25 protein-coding genes are annotated in these 23,699 nt (G+C 68.7%); 12 read left to right on the top strand and 13 right to left on the bottom strand.

The features are described 5' to 3' along the window. Positions 1–1,055, bottom strand: a 1,055-nt coding sequence (locus RN743_RS06285) for a M56 family metallopeptidase (RefSeq protein WP_310777699.1), incomplete at its 3' end; no start/stop codon positions are given. Then, positions 1,052–1,426: a BlaI/MecI/CopY family transcriptional regulator gene (locus tag RN743_RS06280; RefSeq protein WP_310777696.1), complete on the bottom strand. Its 375-nt coding sequence runs from the start codon at positions 1,424–1,426 to the stop codon at positions 1,052–1,054. The genes RN743_RS06285 and RN743_RS06280, both read right to left, overlap by 4 nt. Before the next feature lie 247 nt (positions 1,427–1,673). Here RN743_RS06280 and RN743_RS06275 point away from each other — a divergent pair, with 247 nt between their 5' ends. Together RN743_RS06275 and RN743_RS06270 are read left to right on the top strand one after the other, a co-directional pair. Then, positions 1,674–3,014, top strand: a complete 1,341-nt coding sequence (locus tag RN743_RS06275) for an aconitase X (protein ID WP_310777694.1) — start codon at positions 1,674–1,676, stop codon at positions 3,012–3,014. After that, positions 3,014–3,451 (top strand): DUF126 domain-containing protein, encoded by a 438-nt coding sequence (locus RN743_RS06270; protein WP_310777692.1) that lies wholly within the window; start codon positions 3,014–3,016, stop codon positions 3,449–3,451. The genes RN743_RS06275 and RN743_RS06270 overlap by 1 nt, the downstream gene beginning before the upstream one ends. A gap of 3 nt (positions 3,452–3,454) precedes the next feature. Here the strand turns inward: RN743_RS06270 and RN743_RS06265 are convergent, their stop codons facing one another. Further along, positions 3,455–4,366 (bottom strand): 3-hydroxyacyl-CoA dehydrogenase NAD-binding domain-containing protein, encoded by a 912-nt coding sequence (locus RN743_RS06265; RefSeq protein WP_310777688.1) that lies wholly within the window; start codon positions 4,364–4,366, stop codon positions 3,455–3,457. A 100-nt stretch (positions 4,367–4,466) separates the two neighbouring features. On the opposite strand from RN743_RS06265, the gene RN743_RS06260 reads away from it, so the two are divergent. The 3 genes from RN743_RS06260 to RN743_RS06250 are packed head-to-tail and all read left to right on the top strand — an operon-like array spanning position 4,467 to position 8,222. Beyond that, positions 4,467–5,426, top strand: coding sequence for a 3-keto-5-aminohexanoate cleavage protein (locus RN743_RS06260; protein ID WP_310777682.1), 960 nt, complete (start codon positions 4,467–4,469; stop codon positions 5,424–5,426). A gap of 4 nt (positions 5,427–5,430) precedes the next feature. Beyond that, positions 5,431–6,909, top strand: coding sequence for an APC family permease (locus tag RN743_RS06255; RefSeq protein WP_310777679.1), 1,479 nt, complete (start codon positions 5,431–5,433; stop codon positions 6,907–6,909). Next, complete coding sequence (locus RN743_RS06250; RefSeq protein WP_310777677.1) at positions 6,906–8,222, top strand: aminotransferase class V-fold PLP-dependent enzyme; 1,317 nt, start codon at positions 6,906–6,908, stop codon at positions 8,220–8,222. The genes RN743_RS06255 and RN743_RS06250 overlap by 4 nt, the downstream gene beginning before the upstream one ends. 32 nt (positions 8,223–8,254) lie before the next feature. Here the strand turns inward: RN743_RS06250 and alr are convergent, their stop codons facing one another. Beyond that, positions 8,255–9,523, bottom strand: a complete 1,269-nt coding sequence (gene alr, locus RN743_RS06245; protein ID WP_310777673.1) for an alanine racemase — start codon at positions 9,521–9,523, stop codon at positions 8,255–8,257. A gap of 226 nt (positions 9,524–9,749) precedes the next feature. Between alr and RN743_RS06240 the strand changes: the two genes are divergently transcribed. The 3 genes from RN743_RS06240 to RN743_RS06230 are packed head-to-tail and all read left to right on the top strand — an operon-like array spanning position 9,750 to position 13,082. Beyond that, on the top strand, positions 9,750–10,958 hold the full coding sequence (locus RN743_RS06240) for a cation:dicarboxylase symporter family transporter (protein WP_310777671.1): 1,209 nt from the start codon (positions 9,750–9,752) through the stop codon (positions 10,956–10,958). Next, positions 10,951–11,958 (top strand): hypothetical protein, encoded by a 1,008-nt coding sequence (locus RN743_RS06235; protein WP_310777668.1) that lies wholly within the window; start codon positions 10,951–10,953, stop codon positions 11,956–11,958. The genes RN743_RS06240 and RN743_RS06235 overlap by 8 nt, the downstream gene beginning before the upstream one ends. Beyond that, a complete protein-coding gene (locus tag RN743_RS06230) occupies positions 11,955–13,082 on the top strand; it encodes an aminopeptidase (RefSeq protein ID WP_310777665.1) in 1,128 nt (375 codons plus the stop codon). The genes RN743_RS06235 and RN743_RS06230 overlap by 4 nt, the downstream gene beginning before the upstream one ends. An 80-nt stretch (positions 13,083–13,162) precedes the next feature. On the opposite strand, the gene RN743_RS06225 is transcribed toward RN743_RS06230, so the two are convergent. The 3 genes from RN743_RS06225 to RN743_RS06215 form a co-directional block, all read right to left on the bottom strand. Further along, positions 13,163–14,101 carry an aldo/keto reductase gene (locus tag RN743_RS06225; RefSeq protein WP_310777662.1) on the bottom strand — a complete coding sequence of 313 codons (939 nt, stop codon included), beginning with the start codon at positions 14,099–14,101 and terminating at the stop codon, positions 13,163–13,165. 39 nt (positions 14,102–14,140) lie between these two features. After that, positions 14,141–15,391 (bottom strand): DUF4143 domain-containing protein, encoded by a 1,251-nt coding sequence (locus RN743_RS06220; protein ID WP_310777660.1) that lies wholly within the window; start codon positions 15,389–15,391, stop codon positions 14,141–14,143. 233 nt (positions 15,392–15,624) lie between these two features. Continuing rightward, positions 15,625–16,740: a TauD/TfdA family dioxygenase gene (locus tag RN743_RS06215; protein ID WP_310777657.1), complete on the bottom strand. Its 1,116-nt coding sequence runs from the start codon at positions 16,738–16,740 to the stop codon at positions 15,625–15,627. Positions 16,741–16,935: 195 nt separating this feature from the next. On the opposite strand from RN743_RS06215, the gene RN743_RS06210 reads away from it, so the two are divergent. The 4 genes from RN743_RS06210 to RN743_RS06195 all read left to right on the top strand — a co-directional run bounded on the left by RN743_RS06210 (position 16,936) and on the right by RN743_RS06195 (position 19,813). Next, a complete protein-coding gene (locus tag RN743_RS06210; RefSeq protein WP_310777654.1) occupies positions 16,936–17,499 on the top strand; it encodes a hypothetical protein in 564 nt (187 codons plus the stop codon). Further along, positions 17,478–17,903 carry a DUF1801 domain-containing protein gene (locus tag RN743_RS06205; RefSeq protein ID WP_343218997.1) on the top strand — a complete coding sequence of 142 codons (426 nt, stop codon included), beginning with the start codon at positions 17,478–17,480 and terminating at the stop codon, positions 17,901–17,903. The genes RN743_RS06210 and RN743_RS06205 overlap by 22 nt, the downstream gene beginning before the upstream one ends. Then, positions 17,903–19,042 carry a DUF1295 domain-containing protein gene (locus RN743_RS06200; protein ID WP_310777648.1) on the top strand — a complete coding sequence of 380 codons (1,140 nt, stop codon included), beginning with the start codon at positions 17,903–17,905 and terminating at the stop codon, positions 19,040–19,042. The genes RN743_RS06205 and RN743_RS06200 overlap by 1 nt, the downstream gene beginning before the upstream one ends. Positions 19,043–19,258: 216 nt before the next feature. Beyond that, positions 19,259–19,813, top strand: a complete 555-nt coding sequence (locus RN743_RS06195; protein ID WP_310777645.1) for a flavin reductase family protein — start codon at positions 19,259–19,261, stop codon at positions 19,811–19,813. Positions 19,814–19,835: 22 nt separating this feature from the next. Here RN743_RS06195 and RN743_RS06190 read toward each other — a convergent pair whose 3' ends face one another. The 6 genes from RN743_RS06190 to RN743_RS06165 all read right to left on the bottom strand — a co-directional run. Further along, positions 19,836–20,381, bottom strand: a complete 546-nt coding sequence (locus RN743_RS06190; RefSeq protein WP_310777642.1) for a GNAT family protein — start codon at positions 20,379–20,381, stop codon at positions 19,836–19,838. An 8-nt stretch (positions 20,382–20,389) separates the two neighbouring features. Further along, positions 20,390–20,893, bottom strand: coding sequence for a type II toxin-antitoxin system HicB family antitoxin (locus RN743_RS06185; protein ID WP_310777639.1), 504 nt, complete (start codon positions 20,891–20,893; stop codon positions 20,390–20,392). After that, the gene (locus RN743_RS06180) at positions 20,893–21,087 is read right to left on the bottom strand and encodes a type II toxin-antitoxin system HicA family toxin (RefSeq protein WP_310777637.1); all 195 of its coding nucleotides are present in this window, start codon (positions 21,085–21,087) and stop codon (positions 20,893–20,895) included. Before RN743_RS06180 ends, RN743_RS06185 begins: the two co-directional genes overlap by 1 nt. Positions 21,088–21,138: 51 nt before the next feature. Continuing rightward, entirely contained in the window at positions 21,139–22,413 is a 1,275-nt protein-coding gene (locus RN743_RS06175; RefSeq protein ID WP_310777634.1) for a TRAP transporter large permease, read from the bottom strand. After that, entirely contained in the window at positions 22,413–22,886 is a 474-nt protein-coding gene (locus tag RN743_RS06170) for a TRAP transporter small permease (RefSeq protein ID WP_310777631.1), read from the bottom strand. Before RN743_RS06170 ends, RN743_RS06175 begins: the two co-directional genes overlap by 1 nt. A 4-nt stretch (positions 22,887–22,890) precedes the next feature. After that, the coding region (locus tag RN743_RS06165; RefSeq protein WP_310777628.1) for a TRAP transporter substrate-binding protein at positions 22,891–23,699 on the bottom strand (809 nt) is incomplete at its 5' end.

Raw genomic sequence — 23,699 nt, 5'->3', positions numbered from 1 at the left:
ATCCGTGATACATCTAACAATACATCAACAACTTGCGAGTTTGCGGACGAGAACCAGCTAGTGACTCCCTCCACGCTGACGACGCCTTCCGAACCGACGACGCCCTCCACGCGCGAGGCGCGCTCGGGGTCGGCCGGGCTCTGCGGGATCGGGGTGTCGCAGGCCAGGGCGAACAGGCCCAACCCGGCTGCGGCGGTGAGAATGGAAGCCCGGATTCGAGGCTTCTTCGTCGCGGTCCTGATCATCATGAGTCTCCTTTCGATTACCGAGTGGCCGCCGCGGATCAGGGCCGGCGCCGGATCCGGCGTGCGCCGGCACCCCGCAGCGACGGTCAAGAGAAGGCGCGCGTAGCTTCGCGCGGAGGCGCCGCGGGCCAGCACGCGGCGGTCGCAGTCCCCTTCCACGGCGAGCCGGAGCCTGGCGAGCGACCACCAGACCGCAGGGTTCCAGGGCGAGAGCGCCGCGAGCAGGAGCCCCGCCGCCAGGAGTACCGGATCGCGCGCCCGCACGTGTTCCCGTTCGTGCAGCACGACCATCGCGAGTTCCTTCTCCCCGAGACCGAAGGTCCAGGTCGGAAGGACGATCCGGGACCGGATCAGCCCCACGACCGCCGGCCCGAACCGGTCCGAGCGCAGCACTTCCTGGCCGCAGGCGTCCCGAGGCTCCCACGTCGCGCGTAGGCGCCGCAGCCGCAGGCAGATGAGGGTGAAGAGGATGAGGACGACGCCGGAACCCACGATCCAGAGGGCTCCGAGGGGATCTCCGATCCCGATTCCCGCGAGGAGGCTCCCGCCCTGCGCGGGAAGCGACGGAGCCGCCGTTCCGAGTTCGTACAGGAGGTCGACGGGAAGGGCGAAGGGTCCGGGACCGGCCGCGGCTGCCGCGGCCGGAAGGAACCGGGGGAGAAACGGCGCCAGCGCGCCGACGCCCAGGGCGCCGAGCCAGAGCCACCGTGTCGGCCGCCCGTGGGCCCGCAGGCCCCGATCGAGGCACCACGCGGCCCCGGCGACGAGGACGGCAACGATCAGTCCGTACATCATCGTGGCCAGAGTCACGGCTCGTCCTCCTCCAGTTCATCGAGGATCCGCCGCATGCGCTCCAGTTCCTCCGGCGAGACCTCCCGTCCCGAGATGAGCTGGGCGAGGACGAGTTCCGCCGATCCGCCGAAGATCTTGTCCCGGATGCGGGCCAGGGCCGTCTCCCCAGCGGTCTCGGAGGCGACGAGCGGGAAGTAGCGGTACGCGCGACCCTCCGCCTCGTGCCGGACGGCGCCCTTCTTCTCCAGGATCTGGAGGATCTTGAGAACGGTCGTGTAGCCGACCTCGTCCTCGAGTGCCTCCATGACCTCGCTCACGGAGCCGGACCCGTGGCGCCACAGGACGCTCATGATGTCCAGCTCCCGGTCGCTGAATGTCGGATCCCTCAAGGCTTCACCTCCTCCTGCCAGCGCCGTGGCAGCGTCCCCGCTCAAGCGTGTACGAACATCTTCGTACGAAACGATACGTGGTTCGGCACCCCCTGTCAACGAAGGTCTTCGTACCATGCGTCGGCCCTTGTGAATTCGCACCCGGCGAACGAGGCTCCCGGAACGATCGGGGCCTCCGGGGAGGACGCCTCCGGGGAGGACGCCTCCGACGAGGCCACAACCGACGGGATGACAACCAGCGGCGACGATGGATCTGACCCGGGAAGAGCGAGAGATCCTGGACGGGAGCCGGGGGGAGATCCCCCGCAAGCTCCTCCTCACCATGGTCCGCTTCGGCGAGGCGATGGATGCGGAGCGGCTCGTGCCGGTGGAGGGTCCCGGGCACCTCGTGATCCCGGAGTCCAAGCCCGGCGTGGGGGCGCGGACGGAGTTTCTCGAGTCGCTCGTCGACGCCGGAGTCCGGGCCGCGCTCCCCTTCACGGCCGACCCGGCCACGATCCTCAACGAGACGCTGTCGGATCTGACGGACGACCAGCGGGAGCGGCTCGCCCGCGCCTACCCGATGGAGGTGCGCTACCGGGAGGCGCTCACGAAGCTGGGCCTGCGCGACGCGGGCGGCCTCACCTGCACGCCGTGGTTCGAGGAGGTGGCGAACCGGCCCTCGTACGGCCAGATCGTGGCGTGGGCGGAGTCCTCCGCGGTCGTGTACGCGAACTCCGTCATCGGCGCGCGCACGCACCGGAATCCCGGGATCATCGACCTCATCTCGAACGTCGTCGGCAAGACGCCGCGCGCCGGCCTGCTGACCGACGAGGGACGGCGCGCGAGCTGGCTCGTCGAGGTCGAGGCGGAGGGGCCGATCAACGGCCAGGTGCTCGGCTACATCGTCGGGCGCGAGGTCGGAGACGGGATCCCGTGGGTTACGGGCCTCGCGGACATGCTCGAGGGCGGCGAGCACCCCGCCAGCGGGAAGTTCCTGCGCGACTTCGGGACGAACGCTTCCGTGGGGGGCGGCGTCGGCCTCTTCCACGTGGAAGGCGTCACCGTGGAGGCGAAGCGGTACGGCCGGCGGCTCATCCGGGGCGACGCGCGCCGGCTGACGATCGACGCGGAGCGGATCGAGTCGATCGGGGCGTCGCTGCGCGCCGACCGCCCGGTCGAGGAGCTACGGCCGAACAAGGTCCTGCTCGGCTGCCCGCACCTCACCTACGACCAGCTCTGCGCGTGGACCGACGCGGTGGAGGACGAACTCGCGCGTGCCGGACGCGACCGCCTCGCGGTGGAGACGGTCTTCGTGGCGGCCCCCGACGTGGTGTCCCGCTTCCGCGCCGAACATCCGGGCTTCGCGGCCCTCGCCCTCGCGGGCGGACACGTGGGCTCCTTCTGCCTCGAAGCTTTCATGCAGGACCCGATCCTCGCGCCCGCCTGCGTCGTCACGAACTCGAACAAGCTCCGCTACTACAGCCGCAACGTGTACATGCTCGACGACGAGGCGCTCCTGCGGGTGATGGTGACGGGCAACGCCGAGGGTGGCGCCGCGCCCTCCACGGGGGCCTCCTCAGGGACCTCCCCCGAGGATCGCGCCTGATGCCCTGCCTTCAGGGCCGGGCGCTGATCGCCGGCGAGATCGCGGCGCCGGCCGCCGTGTCCCGGGTCGGGTTCAACCCCTTCGCAAGCTTCTGCGACCAGTTCGACGGCGGGATCGACACGGCCGTGTGCGGGGATCCGCAGAACACCGAACTCTTCGGCGAGCCGCTCACCGGGCGGATCGTCCTCGCGCCCTTCTGCGTGGGCTCGACGTCGGCCGGGCCCTGCTGGGAGCGCATGGCGGAACTCGGCCTCGCCCCCGCCGGACTCCTCCTGCCGGGGGACGTGGATCCGCTCACCGCCGGAGGCCTCATCCTGGCCGATGTCTGGCTCGACACGCCGATCGTGTGCGTGGACCGGCTGGGGCCCGAACTGCTCGACCGCGTCGAAACCGGCGACGAACTGCGCGTCGGCCGCGACGGCGTGGTGAGCTGGTAACCGTCAGTCGTCGGAGGCCGTGAGCCAGCCCTCCCGCTCGAAGGCGGGCGACGGATAGGTGTAGAACCCCTTCCCCGACTTCACGCCCAGTTCCCCGCGCTCGACCATCCGGTCGAGGAAGCCGGGCGGCTTGTCCGACGGGTCTCCGGAGGCCTTGTAGTACACGTTCTCGATGTCGCGCACGACGTCGAGTCCGACCACGTCCATGAGTCCGCACGGCCCCACCGGCGTGCCCCAGTCGAGCATCCACGCCCGGTCGATCTCTTCCGCGCTCAGGTAGCCGCCGGCGATCAGGTGCAGCGACTCCTTCTTGATGGCGCGCCAGATCCGGTTCGTGGGATAGCCCTGGATCTCGCGGCGGGCGACGATCGGCACGAGGCCGAGGCCGCGCAGGAACCGCTTTGCCGCGTCGGTCGTCGCGGGGTCGGTGCCGGGGTGTCCCATGACCTCGACCTTGATGTCCTCCGGCGGGCCGAAGTTCATGTTCGTGAATCGCCCGGGGCGGCCCGTCGACTCCGCCATCCACGAACCCGGCAGCGAGGAGGTGTTGGAGGCGATGAAGGCCTTCCCCGGCGCCGCCGCGCCGATCCGCCCGAGGACGACGCGTTTCAGTTCGAGGTCTTCGTGGACCGTTTCGATGACCCAGTCCGCCTCCCGCACGCAGTCCTCGAGATCCCGGCACGCCTCCACGAGCCCATGGGTCGCGCCGGCCCCGTGCCCGTCCCCCCCGTCCGCCCCGTCCGCGGCCTCGAGCAGCGCGCGCACATCTTCGATCGCTCCGGCGAGCGCCTCCTCCGAGATATCGTGCAGCCGCGCGCGCACCCCCCGCACCGCGCAGCCGTAGGCGATCCGTCGTCCCATCGTTCCCGCGCCGATGATGGCTACGGTCCCCGCGACGCGCTCCGAGCCGGACATGGCATCCTCTTGTGAATCGGTGTCAGATGGCCAAGGCTCCCGGAGGACCGGGAACAGCCTCCCGAGACGAACACAGCCTTCACAGCCCTCCGAGGAGCAGATGACCACGACCTGGAACTACGGCGACCCCTACGCCTACATGGACAGGGTCGCCGGCGGCATGCCCCCCGTCATCATCTGTCTGGCCGCGAACGGCGGCATTCAGGGGAAAGAGTATAACCACGCCCTCCCGGAGACGTCCGAGGAGCTCGCCGAATCCGTCGGCGAGGCGTACGACGCGGGCGCCTCGATGGTGCACATCCACGCCCGCAACCCCGAGACGCTGTGGAAGGGGGCGACGACGACGGAGGTGTGGCGCGAGGCGAACCGCCGCCTGCGCGAGCGCTGCCCCGAGATCATCATCAACAACACCACCGGCGGCGACCTGTGGATGGACGATGAACAGCGCCTGTCGTGCCTCGACGCCAACCCGGAGGTCGCATCGCTGAACCTCGCCCCGGACATGGGCAAGTTCAAACTCAAGCCGCGCGGAGAGGAGTACACGCACCCCCGCCCCGCGATCGACTTCGACGACTGCACGCCTTTTTCCTACAAGCAGATCGCGCACTTCGCGGCGGAGATGAAGGCGCGCGGCATCAAGCCCGAACTCGAGACCTACCACCCCGGCTGCGGGTGGGTGATCCGGGACCTGATGGCGCAGGACCTCATCGAGCCGCCCTACTGGGTCCAGACCGTGATGGGCTACCAGACGTCGAGCTGGCCGACCGTCGACAACGTCGTGAACATGGTCCGGGAATTCCCGGAGGGTTCCGTGTGGCTGTGCTCAGGCATCGGGCCGCACCAACTGCCGATGACCACGCTCGCCACCCTCATGGGAGGACATGTCCGCGTCGGCCTCGAGGACAACATCTACTACCGCCGCGGCGAGAAGGTAGAGAGCAACCGCCAGCTCGTGGAGCGCGCCGTCCGGATCGCGCACGAGCTGAACCGCGAGGTCGCTACGCCCGCGCAGGCGCGCGAAATGCTCGGCCTTTCCCCGACTCCGTCACAGTACGGCTGAGCCCATGACAGAACCCACAACCAGGCCGGCGACCCCGGACGCAGGCGGCGAACGCGAGGTCCTCGGAAGGGGGATCCGGCTCCGGTCGCTCTTCTCGCTCGCCTTCGGGACGATCATCGGCGTCGGCTGGATCACGGTCATGGGGGCGTGGCTGAGCGGCGCCGGCGCGATCGGGGCCATCATCGCGTTCGTGCTCGGCGGCCTCGGCATTCTCGCGATCGGGCTCTGCTACTCGGAGATGGCGGCCGCGTACCCGGTCACCGGCGGCGAGGTCGCGTACGTGTTCGAGGCGTGGGGGGCGCGCTGGAGTTTCGCCGCCGCGTGGTTCCTCGCCTTCTCCTACATCTTCACGACCTCCTTCGAAGCGATCTCCGTGGAATGGGTCGTGTCGGCGCTCGTCCCGGGGTTCGGCGGTCCGGTCATCTACACGCTGCTGGGGCAGGAGGTGCGGCTGTGGAGCCTCGCCCTCGGGCTCGCCGTGATGGCCGCGATCACGCTCATCAACTACCGCGGCGGAAAGACGGCCGCCTGGTTCCAGGACCTGATGACGGCGGGGCTCATCATCCTCACCCTCATCTTCGTCATCGCGGGCATCGTGGGCGGCAGCGTCGCGAACCTGGAGCCCATGTTCAGCGGGACGACGCCGGGGGCGGCCCTGATCGGCGTGGGCATCGTGCTCGGGACCGCCGCGTTCTGGTTCGCCGGCTTCGACACGATTCCACAGGCGATGGAGGAGGTGGAGGAGGGCGCGAAGCTGCGGCTCCTGCCGCGCGTCATGGGCGCCTCGATCCTGTTCGCGCTCGTCTTCTACTGTCTCGTGATTCTGGCGACGGCGATGAGCATGCCCCGCGCGGAACTGCTCGCGTCCGAGCTTCCCGCCGCGGCGGCGATCGAGGCCGCCCTGGGCTCGCCGTTCCTGGGCCGGATCGTGCTGTTCGCCGGACTGTGCGGACTCATCACGACGTGGAACGCGATCTTCTTCGCCTCCACGCGGATCGTCTTCGCCATGGCGCGCGCGCACATGATCCCGCACCGGCTCGCCAAGGTGCATGACCGCTACGGCTCGCCGTCGGCCGCGGTCATCTTCGTGGCCGTCATGGGGAGCGTGGGGGCGCTGTTCGGCCGCAACGCCATCCTCGTCATCGTCGGAGGCGCCGCGATCTCGGCCATGATCGTCTTCCTGGTCGTCGTGCTCGGGGTCCTGCGGCTGCGGAAGACGCGCCCCGACCACCCGCGTCCCTACACCGTGCCCGGCGGCCGGGGCTTCCTGGTTCTCAGCGCCGTCGTCGCGCTCGGGCTGCTCGGCGCTTCGATCTGGGAACCCTTCCACGGGGCGGGCGGCCGGATTCCCGCCGAGTGGATCGTCCTCGTCGTGTGGGCGGCGCTGGGGCTCGTCTTCTACCGCGCCGCCGCGCCCCTCCGGCGCGAAGTGAGCGAAAGGCAACTCCGCTGGCTCATCCTCAGCGACGAGGATCCGAAGTGAACACGAGCCGACGCAGCTTCCTCCGCCGGTCCGCGGGCGCGCTGGCGCTGGCCCCGATCGTGCCCGTGGGGCGGCTCGCGCTGCGCGCCGTGCGGGACGGTGCGCTTCCCGATCCCGCGATGCACTCGGCGGCCGACCCGGGACCGCAGGAGGCGTGGGTGGCCCGGGCGCGCGCCGAGATCCCCGCTTCGACGGAGAGCCTGTACTTCCAGACGGGCGGGATCGGCCCCGCGCCGAACGCGGTCATCGACCACGTCCAGGAACGGCTCGCCTTCCAGAACCGGAGTCCGGCCGAGCCCGGCATCTCGGACGAGATGGCGCGGGTCGAGCCCGACCTTAGGGCGCAGTTGGCGCGCGTGTTCGGCGCCGAAACCGAGGAGGTCGCGCTCACGCACAGCACCTCCGAGGGGATCTCCATCGTCGCCTGGAGCCTGAACTGGGAGCCGGGAGACGAGGTCGTGATCTCCAACACGGAACACCCCGCCAACGTCGTCCCGTGGTACGTCCTCCGGGACCGGTTCGGGATCGCGATCCGCGAGATCGACCTGAGTCCCGGAACCGGGCTCATCGACGAGATCCGCGACCAGCTCTCGGACCGCACGCGGATGGTGAGCATCAGCCACGTATCGCGGAACAACGGACGAACGCTGCGGACGGACGAGTCCGCCGAACTGGGGGACTTGCTGCGCTCCCGCGGCGTGCGCTACCACCTCGACGGCGCGCAGGGCCCCGGCTGCGTGGCGACCGACTTCCGCGCGCTCGGCTGCGATGGCTATTCGACGTGCGGCCACAAGTGGCTGCTCGGTCCCAAGGGCACGGGCGCGCTCTTCGTGCGCCGAGAGATACTGGACGACGTGCAACTGAGCTGGGCCGGCTCCCACAGCCACGCGACGATGGACTACGAGGGCGCCTACACCCTGCTCCCCAGCGCCGCCCGCTACGAGTTCGGCACCCGCGCCCTGGCGGACTTCGCCGGCTTCGCCCACGCGGTGGAGTGGATGGAGGACATCGGCCTTGAGAGGATCGAGGAGCGGGTCCAGTCGCTCGTCGACCACGCGATCGAAGTCGTGGACGCCACCGAGGGACTGGGCGTGTCGTCCCCGCGGGCACGCCCGGACCGCTCGGGCGTGTTCGTCGTTCAACTCCCGGAGGGATGCGACGCCACGCAACTCTACAACGACCTGCGCGAAGACGAAGGGATCCTCGCCTCCCCGGTCCGGGCGGAGCGCGACTTCCGGCTCTCCATCCACTTCTTCAACACCCGCGAAGAGATCGACGCCGCCGTCGCGGCCGTCTCGGATCGCTGCACCTGATCTGGCTGGGGCCTCCGCGGCGATTGTCGTCCCTACACCACCCGTCTCGGGAGCCGCGGGTTCATGGACTGGATGATTCCGAGGAAGCCGCGGCCCGTCCGTTCGGCGACGGTGTGGGGAAGCACGGACGGATGGTCGGGGCCGACGAGCGTGGCGACATCGCCGACCTCGACCGTCTTCTCCGGGCCGATGTCGAGGATGGTGTGCGCGGAGTTGACCCCGCCCGCGACGGGGTACAGGCGGCCGTTGATCAGCACCTCGCACGTCCCGTTCGCTTCGGACGGATAGCCGTCGGTGCGGCCGACCGGCAGCAGCGCCACCCAGGTGGCCCGGTCGGCGGTGAAGGTGTGGCGGAAACCCGCGCTGTCGCCCGGCTCGAGGCGTTCGACCCGCACCACGCGCGCATTCATGCGAAACACGGGCCTGAGGTCGGCCATGTCCCGGGCGCCTTCGCCGCCGGAAAGGTGGTTTCCGAACAGCGCGTTCCCGGGCCGCACCATGTCGTAGTGCGCCTCGGGCAGGTTGAACAGCTCGAAGGAGGGTGAAGCGTGGAGGGTGCCGAGGGGGAGGCTCTTCCCGCGGGCCCATGCGAGGAGCTCCTCGAAGCGCGCGAGCTGCTCCCGGTTGAAGTCGAGATCGTGCATGAACATGGTGTAGGTGCCGTTCACGTCGACGTATTCGCTCTGCACGAGTTCCTCGATCCACCCGCGCGCGCGGGTGTACGGCATCCCCTCCCGGTTCATCCCCGTATCGATGAAGAGCTGGACGGGCACGGGACGGCCGAGTCGCCGGGACACGCTCCGCAGCCGCGCGGGCGCATCGTCCAGCCACACGGACGGGAGCACGTCGTGTCTCGCCAGCTCCTCGATCTCATCCTCGGATCCCTCCGCCATGACCACGATCGGCTTGGTCACCCCCTCCTCGCGCATGGCGAGCGCCTCCTCGACGCGCACGGCGGCGATGCCGCCCACCTCGGGCATCCCGGCGAGGAGCGGCCCGACCGCACGGTCGCCCAGGCCGTAGGCGTTGTTTTTCACCACCGCGAGGATGGGGCGGCCGCCCGCCAGCCGCGCGGCCTCGCGGACGTTGTGGGCCCAGGCAGCGCGGTCGAGTTCGATCCACGGGTCGAAGCGCTCGGGAGTCCAGGTGCGGTCGGCGGTGCCGGCGGCGGATAACAGGCCAGCGCCTGGACTGCGCGTCCTCGCAGCGGTGGCGCAGCCGGAGGTCGCGGCGAGGCCCAGGGCTGCGCCGGTCAGGTGGAGGAAGCGGCGGCGCGGAAGAGGCGGTGACGGGCGATCCATGGGGCCCTCCGGGCTGAGCGGGGCAATACAGGCTGACCTTGGCGTTGCCAACTTTTTCCTGAAGACACTACGCTTCGCCCATGAACACGATCAACATCTCGCGCTCTGCAGACCGTCAGCTCCTTCGAGATCTCCTGCTCGAGGGTGGTCAGTCCGCTCCCATCGTCACCGCCGACAGGCTTTACTTCGAGATGTTGCGCGCCCGGATTCGCCGACACTCGACGGAGTGACGGCCCGAGGGCGGCGGAGGCGTAACGTCCCCGCGTACGTCTGGACGATCCTGGCGCTGGTGGCGGGTCTGGCCGCGGGCGGGTTCCTCTCCGTGCCGCTCGCGCCGGTGGCCGACGCCACGGCCACGCTCATCGCCTGGGTGGTCGCCGTCGTGCCGCTGCTGATCCTTGCCGCCCTCAGCCCGGCCATCGCCACTCTGGTGCGGCGCGGGCTCGCCGGGCGCTTCGCCGGCGCGGTCGTCCTGTGGTACGTCTTCACGTCTACCGTCGCCGGACTCATCGCCGTGGTGACCTCCGCCACGATCTTTCGCATCCCGCTGGCCTCGGGAGACCGGGGCGTATGGACCGAAGCCGCGGCCATGCTGCGGAGCCTCGGAGAGGGCGGAGCCTCGTGGCCGCTGCTCGCGATCCTCGCCGGCGTCCTGCTCGGGGCGTTCGGCGCCCGGCACGATCCGACCTACCGCGTGCTGCGAAGAATCGCCGACTCGATCGAGAGGGCGGGCGGCAAGCTGGCGTACGTCATGCTCCCGCTCATCCTCGCCTTCGGCATCACCCTGGGCGTGCGCTTCGGCGCGAGCATGGGGCTATCCCACTATCTGACGATGGCCGCCTACACCTGCGGGCTCGTCCTGGTCTGGTGGGCGTTCTACACGTTCGTGCTCGTCCGGAGGGTCGGACGGCGGCCCGTGGGGCCCGTGTTGAGGGACTACTATGCGCCGACCGCGGTCTTCGCCGCGGGCACGTGTTCGTCGCTGGCGACGCTCCCGGTCAACCTCGCCAACGCAAAGAAGGTCGGCGTGCGCGAGGAGGTGGCGGACTTCGTCCTCCCGTTCGGCGCCGTCGCGAACCTGGACGCGAGCGCGCTCGCCTACGTCGCGTACGGACCCTTCGTCGTGAGCTACGTGTTCGGCCTGGAACTGAGCTGGATGATGATGCTCGCCGCGTGGCCCGCCGTCGTCCTGTTCACGATCGCCGCTCCGGGGCTCCCGGCCGGGATGGGGACGGCGCTGTGGAGCGCGACGCTGTTCGCGAGCATGCTGGGGCTCGAAGGCCAGGCACAGGGCGAGTTCATTGCGAGCTGGATCGCGCTCTCCGGAGGCATTCCGGACATGCTGCGCACGGCGACGAACACGACCGGAGATGGCTACACCGCAATCATCTTCGACGGCCGCTTCGATGAGTTCTTCGCGAGGGACCGTGGCTGACGGGACCGTGGCTGACGGGGCCGTGGCCAAGGCCGGCGTGGATCTCTCGCCCGGAGCGCGGCGGCTCGTGCACGTGAACGGACGGGTGCTGCCGGGTGAAGTCGTCGTGATCGTGACCGATCCGACGATGGGGCGGTACGCGGAGGCCGTCGCCACGGCCGCCCGCGAGGCCGGGGCCGCCGTGACCGTCTGCATCATCCCGATGCGGGACCAGGACGGGCAGGAGCCACCGCCGCCCGTCGCGCGCGCCATGGCCGAAGCGGCGGTGATCTTCTCTCCTGTACGCGTCTCGATCACCCACACCCGGGCGATGCGGGCCGCCCTCGAGGCGGGGGCGCGCGTCTGCATGATGACGGCGTACACCGACGCGATCATGACCAGCCCCGCGCTGCTCGAGACCGACTTCGAGGCGCAGGTCGACGTCTGCCGCCGCCTCGGCGCGGCGTTCACGGAGGGCGAGTCCGTGCGGCTCACCTCACCCCGCGGGACGGATCTCCGCTTCGGGATCGAGGGGCGTGTCGCCAACGTGCTCACGAACATCCCCGATCCCGGAGAACTGGCCCCGGTCCCCGACATCGAAGTCAACGTCGTGCCGGTGACGGGTTCGGCCGAGGGCACGCTCATCTTCGACGCCTCGGTGCCCTACCTCGGCATCGGCATCCTGAAGGAGCCCATCGTCTGCTCCGTGCGCGACGGCGTCATCGTGGAGATGGCCGGCGGTGCGCAGGCGGACTTTCTGCGCGAGCACCTGGAGTCCTTCGGAGACCCGCACTGTTTCAACGTCGCCGAGTTGGGCGTCGGCCTGAACCCGAACGCCCGCCTCACCGGAGAGATGCTCGAGGACGAGGGCGTCATGGGCACGATCCACATCGGCATCGGCACCAGCCACACCCTCGGGGGCGAGATCGTGGCCCCGACGCACTACGACCTGCTCATGTGGGAACCGACCATCGCCGTCAATGGCCGCGTCGTCCAGCGAGAAAAGCAGGTTCTGGTATGAGACGAGGCGCGGAGATCCTCGTGCGGACGTGCGCCGGCGTGCAGCCTGCCGAGGACGTGGTCATCGTCACGGATCCGGAGCGGATGACGATCGCCCGGGCGGTTGCCGACGCGACGCTTGAGGCTGGAGCCGTCCCGAGCATCGTGGTCCCACCCGAGCGGTCGATCGACAACGAAGAGCCGGGACCCGCGGTGGCTGCCGCGCTCTCGGCCGCCGACGTCGCCTTCCTGCCTGTGACGCTCGCCCTGGCACACACCCGCGCGGTCCGCGAGGCCATAGGTGCCGGAGCCCGAGTTCTCTCCATGACCGCGTTCACCGAACGGATGATGCGCGAGGGCGGGCTCTTCACGGACTTTCGGGCGCGCAGGCCGCTGTGCGACGCCATCGCGGCGAAGCTCACCGCCGGCGAACGCCTGCGGGTGACGAACCCCGCCGGCACCGATCTCACCATGAGCCTCGCGGGCGTGACCGGGAACAGCCACGGCTGCCTCCTGGAGGGCCCCGGCTTCACCGCCGTTCCCAACATCGAAGCCAACTGCGCCCCCGCGCAGGGCACCGCCGAAGGCGTGTTCGTCTGCGATGGGAGCATCCCCTACTACGGCGTGGGCCCGATCCGCGAACCCGTGACCTTCCGCATCTCGAAGGGCTTCGTCACCGATATCGAGGGCGGCGACCAAGCCGAATTCCTCGCGGATCTACTCGCCCGACAGGACGACCGCTGGGTGTACAACCTGGCCCAGTTCGCGTTCGGCCTGAACCCGGCCTGCACCGAGTTCACCGGCGAGATGCTCAACGACGAGGGCGTGAACGGCACCGTCCACATCGGCATCGGCACCTCCGCCAATCTCGGCGGCACCGTCTCCGCCAAAACCCACTTCGATGCCATCGCGCGGACCCCCACCGTGTGGATCGACGACGAAGCGGTACTCCGTGACGGAGAGATTCTCGACATGGTGCGCGTGCGCGAAGCGCGACGAGCCTTCCGCGAATTCTACGCCATGTGCTTCTGGTCGTACCGCCCCGACCTGGAGATCGGTTTGGACGACGTGGAATGGGTGGCCGAAACCCTCAGGAGGAACGGGAATCTGAAGGCTTGGCAGGTGGCAAGCCGACTGTGCCCCTGACGGCGGTGCTCGAGTGCTCGGAGCAGGACGCTTCGGACTGGGACGTTCCCGCGGGAACGTCGGGAACGCGGCTCGAGGCTTCAGAAGTCGCGGACGAGTTCCCGCATGCGGCGCTTCGTGGCCTCATCCGGGAGGCGGCCGAAGGCGGCGCCGATGTTCTCGGCCATGTGATCCGGGTTCGTCGTCTCGGTGAGGGCGCACGTCACGGCGGGATGCGCGAGGATGTACTTGAGTGAGAACTGCGCCCAACTCGCGCAGTCGAACTCGGCCGCCCACTCGGGCAGCTCGTGTCCGCTCACGCGGCCGAAGTAGCTGCCGTTCATGAACGGGCGGTTGATGAGGACGGCGAGCCCGAGATCCTGCGCGAGCGGCAGGAGGCGATCCTCCGCGTTCGGTTCCATCACCGAGTAGTTGACCTGGACGAAGTCGAGGGGCTGCGTCCGCATGAACGATTCGAACGCCTCGTGCTGGGGGATGCTGGAGGTGGTGACGCCGATGTAGCGCGCCTCGCCCGAGTCCTTCCAGCGGAGCACGTTGGGCCAGTGCGCATCCAGATCGCGCATGCTCTCGACCTCGAGCAGATCCAGCGTGCGGCTTCCGACGAGCCGCTGGTTCTGCCGCATCTGCTCGATGCCCGCGGCTTCCCCGTCCGTGTTGATCTTCGTGGCGACGAAGAGGCGGCCGCTGAACTCCGGCGCGGTCAGGACCGTGCCGAACTCCGCGTCGATCTCCGGCGTGCGCGGCGACGTGTCCACGACCCGCCCGCCGTGGTCGAGAAGCACGCGAATCACGCCGGCCAAGGGCTCCGTCCCCTCGGTCGGGATCTCGAGCACCGGCTTCGAGGAGCCGAAGCCGACGATGGGCAGCGTCTCCTCCGTTCCCGGGATCGGTCGGGTGGGTAGCGTCTCCTGGACCGACGGCGTGTTTCCGAACAGCGTGCGCGGGGCAGCCAGCGCGACGCCGGCACCCGCCAGGCAAGACAGAAAGTCGCGGCGCGTCGTGTCACTCAGCTTCGCCATCGAGACCTTCCTCCAATGGTTGCCTGGAGGCGCCGTTGATCAGGGTCCCAGCGCCCCCACGGGGATCACGCTCACTCCATCCTCCCGCGTGTAACCATACCCAGTGCTCACGATCACGCCCAGCGCGGCCGGCGGCCCCATCCGATCCGGGTCCACCTTCCGCGCCAGGCGAAGCAGGTTGTCCGCGGCTTCGTCCGCTCTTCCCTCGCCGAGCTTCACCTCGAAAGCCGCCCAGCGACCATCGTTACACTGTATGATCGCGTCTACCTCGAGGCCGGCCTTCTCGCGGTAGTGAAACACGTCGGCGTCCGCCGCCTGGGCGTACACGCGCAGGTCCCGTATGACCATCGACTCGAAGAGGAGTCCCAGGAAGTCGAGGTCGCGGAGCAGCCGCGTGGGAGTCGCGCGCACGGCCGCCACGGCGAGGGAGGGATCCGCAAAGTGCCGGATCGGCTTGTGTCTCAGCACCGACCGGGATCGCAGGTGAGTGGGCCAGGCGGGTTGGTTCTCCAGGATCATGATCCGTTCCAGCGCCCTCAGATACGCGGCGGCCGTGTGCTCCTTGATGGCGGACACGCCTTCGCCGGTGTCGGAGGCGAGGGTCGCCGTCGCGGCGGGCGTCGCGACGTTCCGGGCCAGGGACCGAAGCAGCATGCCCACTCTCACCGGATCTCTCCGCCTGCCGTCGCCGTTGGCGATGTCGAGACGACGAATCTCGTCCAGGTGGTCCCTGTTCGCTCTGAGCGCGACTTCGGTGCCGGACTCGAGGTTCAGAGGCCAGCCACCGATGCAGATCAGTTCCGCCAGATCCTCGAGCGGAATCACCGACCTGTCCGCCCCGGCACGCGCCCCTTCCAGGAGGCTCGTTAGCGAGACTTCGCCGGAAGAGCGGCCCAGTTCGAAGAGTGAGAACGGACGCATGCGAAGCCGCGTCAGGCGTCCCGCCCCGGTGTGGCGCGTCGCGTCGTCGGCTGGAATGGCGGACCCGGTGAGAATGAACTGACCCGGGAGGCCACGATCGTCGACGGCCCTTCGGACGTGGTTCCAGATCGCCGGCTCCAACTGCCATTCGTCGATCAGCCGCGGCACGTCGCCGATCAGGACGCGGGCGGGCTCGAGCCTGGCCAGGCGTCGGGTGACATCCTCGACGTCCAGCCGCGCCTCGCTGGCGGCGATTTGCCGCGCCGTGGTGGTCTTTCCACAAGCTCGGGGACCCTCGATGACCACCGCGCCGGTGGCCTGCAGGCGCTCGGCGAGTTCGCGGTCGACGATTCTGGAACGATAGGCCAATGAGCACCTGCACCGGTTGGATCGGATCGTTACCAGGCAGAACCGTAATCGTTCGGAAGGGCTGAGGAAAGGTACAGCGGCAGATTTGGCACAATTATAACGGCAGAAACGGACAAAATATAACGGCAGAAATGGCAACAACGCAGCGGCAGGTTCGGACACGCCGGAGTCCAACAACCATGAAGATCTTACATCAGATGTTGGATTTGCATGGTTACGACGGGTCCAGAGCCTCAGGCGCGGCCGGTGCGGCGGAGGAGTCTGAGGTGGGTGCGGACGTTGTCGTGTTCGAAGTAGGCGTCCTGCAGGTGGCGCGCCCCGTTGGAGACCATCTCGGTGCGGCCGTGGAGGACGCGGTGTCCGGCGCACAGCAGGATCATCCCGCCCTCCAGCCGGAAGGTCACCCGGGCGCCGGCGTCGTTGACGCGGCGCGACAGTTCGTGGTAGGCGGCGTAGAACTCGCCGAGCCGGGGTTCCGACAGGGGAACGGCCTGCATCTGCGCCGTATTGAAGCGGATCATCGTGATCTCCCCGGCGCTGTCCAGGTCGACCATGGGGTTGGCCGCGTAGCACTCGTACTCGTCACTGAAGATCCGGAACGGGACCGGCACGGAGCACAGCACGTCGAACTTGTCGGGGTGCTCGCGACGTAGCGCCTCCAGCACGCCGAAGCCGTCCACGACCGTCGACGCGCCGCCTTCGCACTCGTTCACCAGCATGTGCAGCGCCTGCACGCTCGGGGGCCACGTGTAGCTGGTGAAGTCGTTGTGCACTCCGACGGCCAGAGCGGTGTGCGCGATGTTGTATCCCTTCGGATCGAGCTTGACGTTGTGGATGCGCTCGAACAGGACCTCCCGGACCGGACCCAGCCGGGGCGCGAGTTCCTCCAGCGAATCCGGTTCGGTCGGGGCGTCGACCAGCACGCAGACTCCGGTGCGCAGAAACTCCTCGATCAACTCCGCCGCCGCGCTGTCGTCCGCCAGGAACCGGTGGTAGTCGAACCTCCGCGGCTCGAACTCGCCGTCCCAGTGCTGCAACGCGGGGCGAGGCCGGCTCAGGAGACCGCGGATGTCGCTCGACCGGTATCGGGTACGGTGTCCGTCCGGCCACGCGATGGAGATCGCCTCGTCGTTGGATCCGCCGCCTTCGATGGCGACCGTCGCCGGCCTCAGGTCGCTGGGGACGCGGAAGACGTGGAACCGCTTCTCCGTGGTCTGCTCCACGGAGCATTCGCCGCAGCCGCAGTTGTCGCGCAGCCAGAGGTAGGGGAGATCGGTGCGTGTGCCATCGCTCCAGACCGCGGTGAGGGCGTCGCCGTTCTGCGCGATGCTGCTGATCGAGGCACCCATGGTTGGTCCTCCCAGTCCGTGGTCACCGGCCTGCAGCGAACGCTACGGACGGCCGAGCGACCTTGACAATGCCCTTCGCCTGGGCCGACGCTGCGGCGAGGAGCCCCAACCGAACCCTCAAGCGGAGAGTAGACCGGCATGCCCCGTACGGCTGAGACGAGCGCAACGGCCAGCACGGAGCCGAGTGGCCCCGTCGTGAGCTTCACCCGCATGGAGGACGGCACCCGCGAGGACTACGAACTGCTCTCGCGCCTCGAGGACGATTTCGCTGCCGACACCGCCGACCGCGTCCTGGCGCACCTCCGCCAGCTGTCCGGCTCGGTCGGAGGCTACCAGGTCGACCGGCTGGAACATTCCCTGCAGAGCGCGACCCGCGCTCACCGGGACGGCGCGGATGAGGAGATGGTGGTCGCCGCGCTCCTGCACGACATCGACGATCTGCTGGCTCCGCACAGCCACGGCGAGCTGGCCGCGCTCCTCCTGCGCCCCTTCGTGACCGAGCGCACGCACTGGATCGTCCGGCACCACGGCCTGTTCCAACTCGTCTACTACGCCCACCACCTGGGCCGCGACCGCAACGCGCGCGACAGGTACCGCGACCACCCCTGGTACCAGGACGCCGTGGACTTCTGCCACCGCTGGGACCAGTCCGCGTTCGATCCCGACTACGACTCGCTGCCGCTGGAGTTCTTCGAGCCGATGGTGCGCCGGATCTTCGCGCGCGAACCGTTCAGCCTCTGGCCGAGGGGGCGATCCTGACCGTCCGACTCCTCTCCGGCGGGAATCCCCAGATTCCGAAGGCGGATGGAGATGGGCCCGTGCAGGACTACATCGCGGCCATGCCGGGCTGGAAACGGGAGGTCGGCCGCCACCTCGACGCACTCATCGAGCGGAGCGTGCCCGGTGTCCGCAAGGCGGTCCGCTGGAACTCCCCCTTCTACGGCATTGAGAACCAGGGCTGGTTTCTTTCGTTCCATTGTTTCACGCGGTACATCAAGGTGACCTTCCTCAACGGCGCTTCGCTGCGTCCCGCGCCGCCGGTGGAATCGAAGCACGAGCACGTCCGGTATTTCCACATCCGTGAGGAGGACGAGGTGGACGAGGACCTTCTGGTGGACTGGCTCCAGCAGGCATCGGCGCTCCCCGGAGAGGGCCTCTTCTGATGATTGAATGGCTGGGGATCGGCCACCTGTTCGAGCTTTCGGGGACGGAGGCGGTCGCAGGCTTCCTCGCCCCGCTGGCGATCTGCGCCGCGTTCTTCGTGGTGCAGCTCATCCTGCCTGGAAGGCGGGTTCCGGGTTACGTCATCGAAGCGGAGACCGGCGAGCCGCGCGGCTACCGGCTGAACGGCCTGCTGGTGTTCGTGCTCGCGGAACTCGTGTGGGCGCTCGAACTCACCGGGTTGCCGCGGGACTGGTTCTACCGGTCCACCGTCTACCAGGTCGCCGGCGGCACGGTCACGTGCCTGATCTTCGCCCTCCTCGCCGTGTTCGGCGGGTCGCGCGGCAAGGTGGAGCGTCCGCTCGCCGCCCTGTGGGAAGGTCGCGTGCTCGAGCGGTCGTTCTTCAACGAGCGCTTTGACGTGAAGATGTTCCTGTACGTCGTCGGCGGGACGATGCTGTCGCTGAACGCCCTCTCCGGCGCCGCGTACCACTACGGGCTCTTCGGCGCGGACTCGAACCCCGGCGTCTTCCTCTACGCGGCGTTCCTCACGTTCTACGTCTTCGACTATTTCATCTTCGAGCGCGTCCAGCTCTACACCTACGACGTCATCCACGAGAAGCTCGGCTTCAAGATGATCTGGGGCGGGATCATGGTGTACGGGTGGCTCTACATCCTCCCGCTGTGGGGTCTGGCCGTGTACCCGGACCCCGGCTTCGAGGCGCCCTGGAGACAGGTGTGGCTCATCGGCGCGCCCGCCCTCTTCCTCGTCGCGTGGGGCATCACTCGCGGCGCCAACATGCAGAAGTACACCTTCAAGCGCTGGCCCGAGCGCAAGTTCCTCGGCCTCATCGAACCCGAGTACATCGAGGCCGGCGACCGCAAGATCCTGTGCAGCGGCCTGTGGGGCGTCGCCCGCCACTTCAACTACCTGGGCGAGGGTTTCTTCTCCCTCTCCATCGCCCTCGTGTTCGGCTACTTCGCCAACCCCTGGGCCTGGACCTACTTCGTGTTCATCGTCGGATTGTTCATTTTCCGGCAGCGCTTCGACGACAAGTTCTGCGCCGAAAAATACGGCCCCGAGAAGTGGGCCGAGTACCAGGCGCGGGTGAAATACCGAATTATCCCCGGCATCTATTGATGCCCGGGCGCACGGCAAGTCATGCGCGAGGAGGCGGTGAAGAAGATGCCATCAACGGACGGCTGGTCGAGGAGGCGGTTTCTGGGGAGTGGCTCGGCGGCCGCGGCGGTTGCCGCCGTTTGGGGATGTGCACCCGACGAGGGGCTGCCGGTGGGCGGGGGTAGGCCGCCGGCGTCGCTCACCGGGCCGCGCCGGTTGCTCGCGGAGCCGGGGCCGATGCTCCCGCCCGTCCCGGCGATCCTGCTCACCGTCAACGGCCGGCCCGGGGACCCGGACGAGATATCGGTGCTGTGGACGTTCGTCGTGAGCGGCGACCCGCCCCAGATCGGGGTGAGCGCGGCCCTGGAGCATCGGGCGAGGGGACTCCTGGAGATCCACGACGAGTTCGTGCTCAACGTCCCGCTCGCATCCATGGTCGAGGCGTTCGACACCGTCGACATGAACTCCGGGCGCGTGGCCGACAAGTTCGAACTCTCAGGGCTGACGCGGGGCACGGCGACCGCCGTCGATGCGCCCACGGTGGAGGAGTCCCCGATCCATTGCGAGTGCCGGATCTTCGACTCCCTCGAGGTCCCGCCGGAGCGAAAGATCTTCCTCGCGGAGGTCGTGGCGACGACCGCCATCGAGGGCGCGGTCGACGACGCCGGGCGCCTGATGGTACCTGCCGTGGACTTCTTCGGGATGACCGCCGGGAGCGGCGAGCACTACACGATGGGCCGCCGGGTCGGCAACATCGGGATGACGGTCGGGCGAACCGACATCAAGTACTAACGCGGGGGTTTGCCACGGACCGCTAGCCTTCGTGCCTCTCCCACTCTTCCCTGAGGAGTCCGTAGTAGGCCTCGTCGATCCGCTCCTCCCGCAGCACCCGGTGGCTGCGCAACACCCCCTCGCGGGCCATGCCCAGCTTTTCCATCACCCTCAGAGACTGAGCGTTTCGCGCATCGGCGTACGCGTACACCTTCGCGAGCCCGCGCTCGCGGAACCCCCAGTCGACGACGGCGCGGGCCGCCTCCACCACCAGGCCGCTGCCCCAATGCTCCTTCGCGAGCGAGTAGCCCAGGGCTCCCGTCGCATATTCGACGTCGATCTCGATTCCGACGCCGCCGACGACCTTCCCGTCCAGAACCATCGCCCACACCGGCCACAGGTCCCACGACATCCGGATCCGATCCTCCACGAACTCCACCGCGTGCTCCCTGAGGTAGGGCATCGGCGCCGTCAGGTAGCGGCCCCACTCCGGGTCGCGGGCGAACGCGAATATGTCGTCCACATCTTCCCGCCGGTGCGGCCGGAGCAGTAACCGTTCCGTTTTGATCTCGAACTCACGTGTCTTCATTGTTCAGCCTATTCGCCGTCTCCGCTGCGACGCTTGGACTGCTGGGCCGAGCCGGTCCCGTAGGCATCACTCGAATCGGGTCTGTCGGTGAGAAGACCTCGAAAATCTCCTTCCGATTGATGTTCGAGATAGCTGAGCGCCGCGCGAGCCAGCAGGCCGGACCTCGACTGGCCCTCCCGCACCGCGGCCCGATCCACGATGGCCAGCACCCGCTCAGGCAGTGTGATGTTGATTCGTTTCGTCCTGCTCGAAAGTTTCGAGATGTCGACGTCGGCGATCGCCCACACACCGCCCCGGTAATCGTCGTTCCCCTGGTGTGCTTCCAGCGAGGTCCGCGCCGGGATCGGTTCGCCGTCCATCAGCAGCCCCTCGATATGACACGCGATCGCTTCCCGGGCCGATTCGATCACTTCGTCCAAGGTGTCGCCGGCCGAGAAACAGCCGGGAAGATCGGGCACGGTGACGCCATACCCGCTATCTGCATCCTTGTGAACCACGATCGGAAAGCGCATCAGCGATCCTCCCATTCCCAACCGGCCTGCCGGAAGATGCTGCGAAGCGTCCCGATCGGGATGTCCTTGCTGGGGTGCTTCACCGTCACTCGGCCGGGTTTGTCGGGATGAACGAAGTGGTGGTGGCTTCCACGGGTGCTCCGAAGCGTCCAGCCATCGCCCACGAGTTTGCGAATGATCTCCCTGCTCGACATGGGTGTGTATTATACACACTAAACGTTGTTCGTTCAAGGATCCCAGACGCTTCAGTACCCGAGCAGTTCGGGCAGGAACAGGACGGCGCCGGGCAGGAACGCGATGGCGACGGTGAGGGCCAGCATGAGGGCCAGGTAGGGCCAGAGGGGGCGCGCGACCTCTGCCGGCTGGACCCCTCCCACGGAACAGGCGACGAGCAGGCTCACGCCCACGGGTGGCAGGAACACGGAGATTCCCTGCGTGGCCACGATGACGGCGCCGTAGTGCACCGGGTCGATCCCGAGTTGCGTTGCGAGGGGCAGCAGGATCGGCGTCAGCAGGACGACGGCGGGCACGCCCTCGAGGATGGCGCCGAGCGGAAGGAAGACGAGGATCGTGAGGAGCATGAAGCCGATCTGGCCGCCGCCCAGGCCCACGACAGTCGACGCGAGGGTCTGGGGCACCTGCAAGATGGCGAGGACCCAGCCCAGCAGGTGCGCCGCGCCGACCACGAACAGCACCATCCCGGACACCACGGCCGTCTGGACGACCCTGTTCCACAGCTCCGCCAGGGTGAGGGACCGGTACACGAATGCCGCCAGGAGCAGCGCGTAGGCGACGGCGACCGCGGCGGCCTCCGTGGGGGTGAAGAGTCCGAAGCGGATGCCCCCCAGGATGACGACGATCATGAAGAGCGGGAGCACGGCGTCGAGCGTCGCGCGGCGGAGTTCCGCGAACGAGGCGCGCTCCCCGCGCGGCCACCCTTCCCTCCGTGCCTGCCACCCGATCTGCGCCATCAGGCCGGTGGCGATGAAGAGCGCGGGCACGATCGAGGCGACGAACAGGGCGCCGATGGAGACGTTGCCGATGACGCCGTAGACGACCATCACGATGGCGGGCGGAATGAGGATCCCCATGCCGCACGCGGCCGAAACGATCGCCGTGGCGCGCGCCCGGCCGTACCCGTTCGCGGTCAGTTGGGGCACCATGATCCCGCCGACGGCGGCGGCGTCCGCGGACGTCGATCCCGACACGCCCGAGAAGAACACCTCCGCCATGACGACCACCTGCCCCAGCCCTCCGGGGAGGTGGCCCACGAGCGTGCTGGCCAGGGCCACGAGGCGGCGGCTGATCCCCCCGACATCCATCAGGTAGCCGGCGAGGATGAACAGGGGCACGGCGAGCATGGGGAACGAGTCCATCCCCGCGACGATCTGCTGTGGGATGACGACGAGCGGGAGATCCGCCACGAGGATGGCGATGACCGCCGCAATCGCGAGCGCGAATCCGATGGGCACGGCTGCCAGCACCAGGAGGCCGAAGACGCCGAGGAGGAGCCCGCCCATCAGCCGACCTCCGCGGTCGACGTCCCCGCAAGCAGGTGGATCACCATGAGCACGCCGGAAACCGGCGCCGCGGCATACACGAGCGCGAGAGGCAGGTTCAGCGCGGCGGAGCGCTCCCCCATGGTGAGGTCCATGAGGGCGATGCCCGTGCCGATGAGGAGGAGCGCGAACAGCAGCACGACCGCCGCCGCGGACGTCTCCACCGCCTTCGTCGCGCGCGGGGGCAACCGCCCCGTGACCTGGTCGAAGCGAAAGTGGGACCGCCGCGCCACCGCCAGCGAGGCCCCGAGCAGCGAGAGCCAGATGAAACAGAAGCGCGACACCTCCTCGCTCCACGGATTCGGCCAGGCGAAGAGGTAGCGCATCAGGACCTGCAGGAGAACCACGCCGCAGACCGCGATCAGCAGGACGCCAACGGCATACGTCTCGAGCGTGACCAGCACCCGGTCGAGCGCCCGCAACCGCTTTGTCATCCGTTCACCGTGACTCGCTGGATCTGCCGTCGGGAGCCGCGCGCTCCGCCTCAGCCACCAGCCTCGCGATCAGGGCTTCGCCGTCCGGTAGCCGGTTCGCCAGTGCATCCCGGACGTGCCGTCTGACGGCCGCGGCGAACGGCGCCGGATCCGGGCGCGAGATCTCCACGCCCGCCTCGCGCATCTCCTCGATCGCGTCCGCCTCCATGCGGCGCGCGACTTCGCTCTGGTAGGCGAGCGCCTCGGCCGCGGAACGGTCTACGGTCTCCCGTATCCCGGCGGGAAGCGCCCGGTAGAAGCGTTCGTTCACAAGAAGGGTGATGGGGTTGTAGGTGATGGACGTGAAGCTGTAGAACTTCGCCACCTCGTGGAGCCGGCTGCTCACGAAGCCGACCGCGTTCGCCTCGCCGCCGTCGATCACGCCCTGCTGGAGCGCGGAGTAGACCTCGCCGTAGTTCATCGGCGTCGCCTGCACGCTGAGCGCGGAGTAGGCGGCCAGGTACGTCGCGTTCTGCAGGACCCGGAGCTTGAGGCCGGCGAGATCCTCGGGCGTGTCGACGGGCCGGCGCCGGTTGTAGACGTGGCGGAACCCGTAGTCGAGGAACCCGAGCGAGCGGACGCCGGTGCGCTCCAGGAGCAGCTCGCGCCACCAGTCTCCCGCGGGGCCGTTCATCGCCGCGAGCCCGTGGTCCCGGGTCTCGAACAGGAAGGGGAGATCGAATACCTGCGTCTCGGGCACCCAGCCCGAGAGCACCGGGGTGCCCGTGATGGCCATGTGCACCGCGCCGACCTGGATCTGCTCGAAGGCCACGC

The organism is Candidatus Palauibacter scopulicola (assembly GCF_947581915.1).
Lineage (GTDB): Bacteria > Gemmatimonadota > Gemmatimonadetes > Palauibacterales > Palauibacteraceae > Palauibacter > Palauibacter scopulicola.
Note: the sequence above shows the minus strand (reverse complement) of the source record. Positions and strands in the feature narration are given on the sequence as shown.

Excerpts from the sequence above, each read along its gene's own strand:
- RN743_RS06275 (WP_310777694.1), top strand. The coding sequence starts at position 1,674 with ATGGATCTGACCCGGGAAGAGCGAGAGATCCTGGACGGGAGCCGGGGG.
- RN743_RS06270 (WP_310777692.1), top strand. The coding sequence starts at position 3,014 with ATGCCCTGCCTTCAGGGCCGGGCGCTGATCGCCGGCGAGATCGCGGCG.
- RN743_RS06265 (WP_310777688.1), bottom strand. The coding sequence starts at position 4,366 with ATGTCCGGCTCGGAGCGCGTCGCGGGGACCGTAGCCATCATCGGCGCG.
- RN743_RS06260 (WP_310777682.1), top strand. The coding sequence starts at position 4,467 with ATGACCACGACCTGGAACTACGGCGACCCCTACGCCTACATGGACAGG.
- RN743_RS06255 (WP_310777679.1), top strand. The coding sequence starts at position 5,431 with ATGACAGAACCCACAACCAGGCCGGCGACCCCGGACGCAGGCGGCGAA.
- alr (WP_310777673.1), bottom strand. The coding sequence starts at position 9,523 with ATGGATCGCCCGTCACCGCCTCTTCCGCGCCGCCGCTTCCTCCACCTG.
- RN743_RS06230 (WP_310777665.1), top strand. The coding sequence starts at position 11,955 with ATGAGACGAGGCGCGGAGATCCTCGTGCGGACGTGCGCCGGCGTGCAG.
- RN743_RS06225 (WP_310777662.1), bottom strand. The coding sequence starts at position 14,101 with ATGGCGAAGCTGAGTGACACGACGCGCCGCGACTTTCTGTCTTGCCTG.
- RN743_RS06215 (WP_310777657.1), bottom strand. The coding sequence starts at position 16,740 with ATGGGTGCCTCGATCAGCAGCATCGCGCAGAACGGCGACGCCCTCACC.
- RN743_RS06200 (WP_310777648.1), top strand. The coding sequence starts at position 17,903 with ATGATTGAATGGCTGGGGATCGGCCACCTGTTCGAGCTTTCGGGGACG.
- RN743_RS06195 (WP_310777645.1), top strand. The coding sequence starts at position 19,259 with ATGCTCCCGCCCGTCCCGGCGATCCTGCTCACCGTCAACGGCCGGCCC.
- RN743_RS06190 (WP_310777642.1), bottom strand. The coding sequence starts at position 20,381 with ATGAAGACACGTGAGTTCGAGATCAAAACGGAACGGTTACTGCTCCGG.
- RN743_RS06185 (WP_310777639.1), bottom strand. The coding sequence starts at position 20,893 with ATGCGCTTTCCGATCGTGGTTCACAAGGATGCAGATAGCGGGTATGGC.
- RN743_RS06180 (WP_310777637.1), bottom strand. The coding sequence starts at position 21,087 with ATGTCGAGCAGGGAGATCATTCGCAAACTCGTGGGCGATGGCTGGACG.
- RN743_RS06175 (WP_310777634.1), bottom strand. The coding sequence starts at position 22,413 with ATGGGCGGGCTCCTCCTCGGCGTCTTCGGCCTCCTGGTGCTGGCAGCC.
- RN743_RS06170 (WP_310777631.1), bottom strand. The coding sequence starts at position 22,886 with ATGACAAAGCGGTTGCGGGCGCTCGACCGGGTGCTGGTCACGCTCGAG.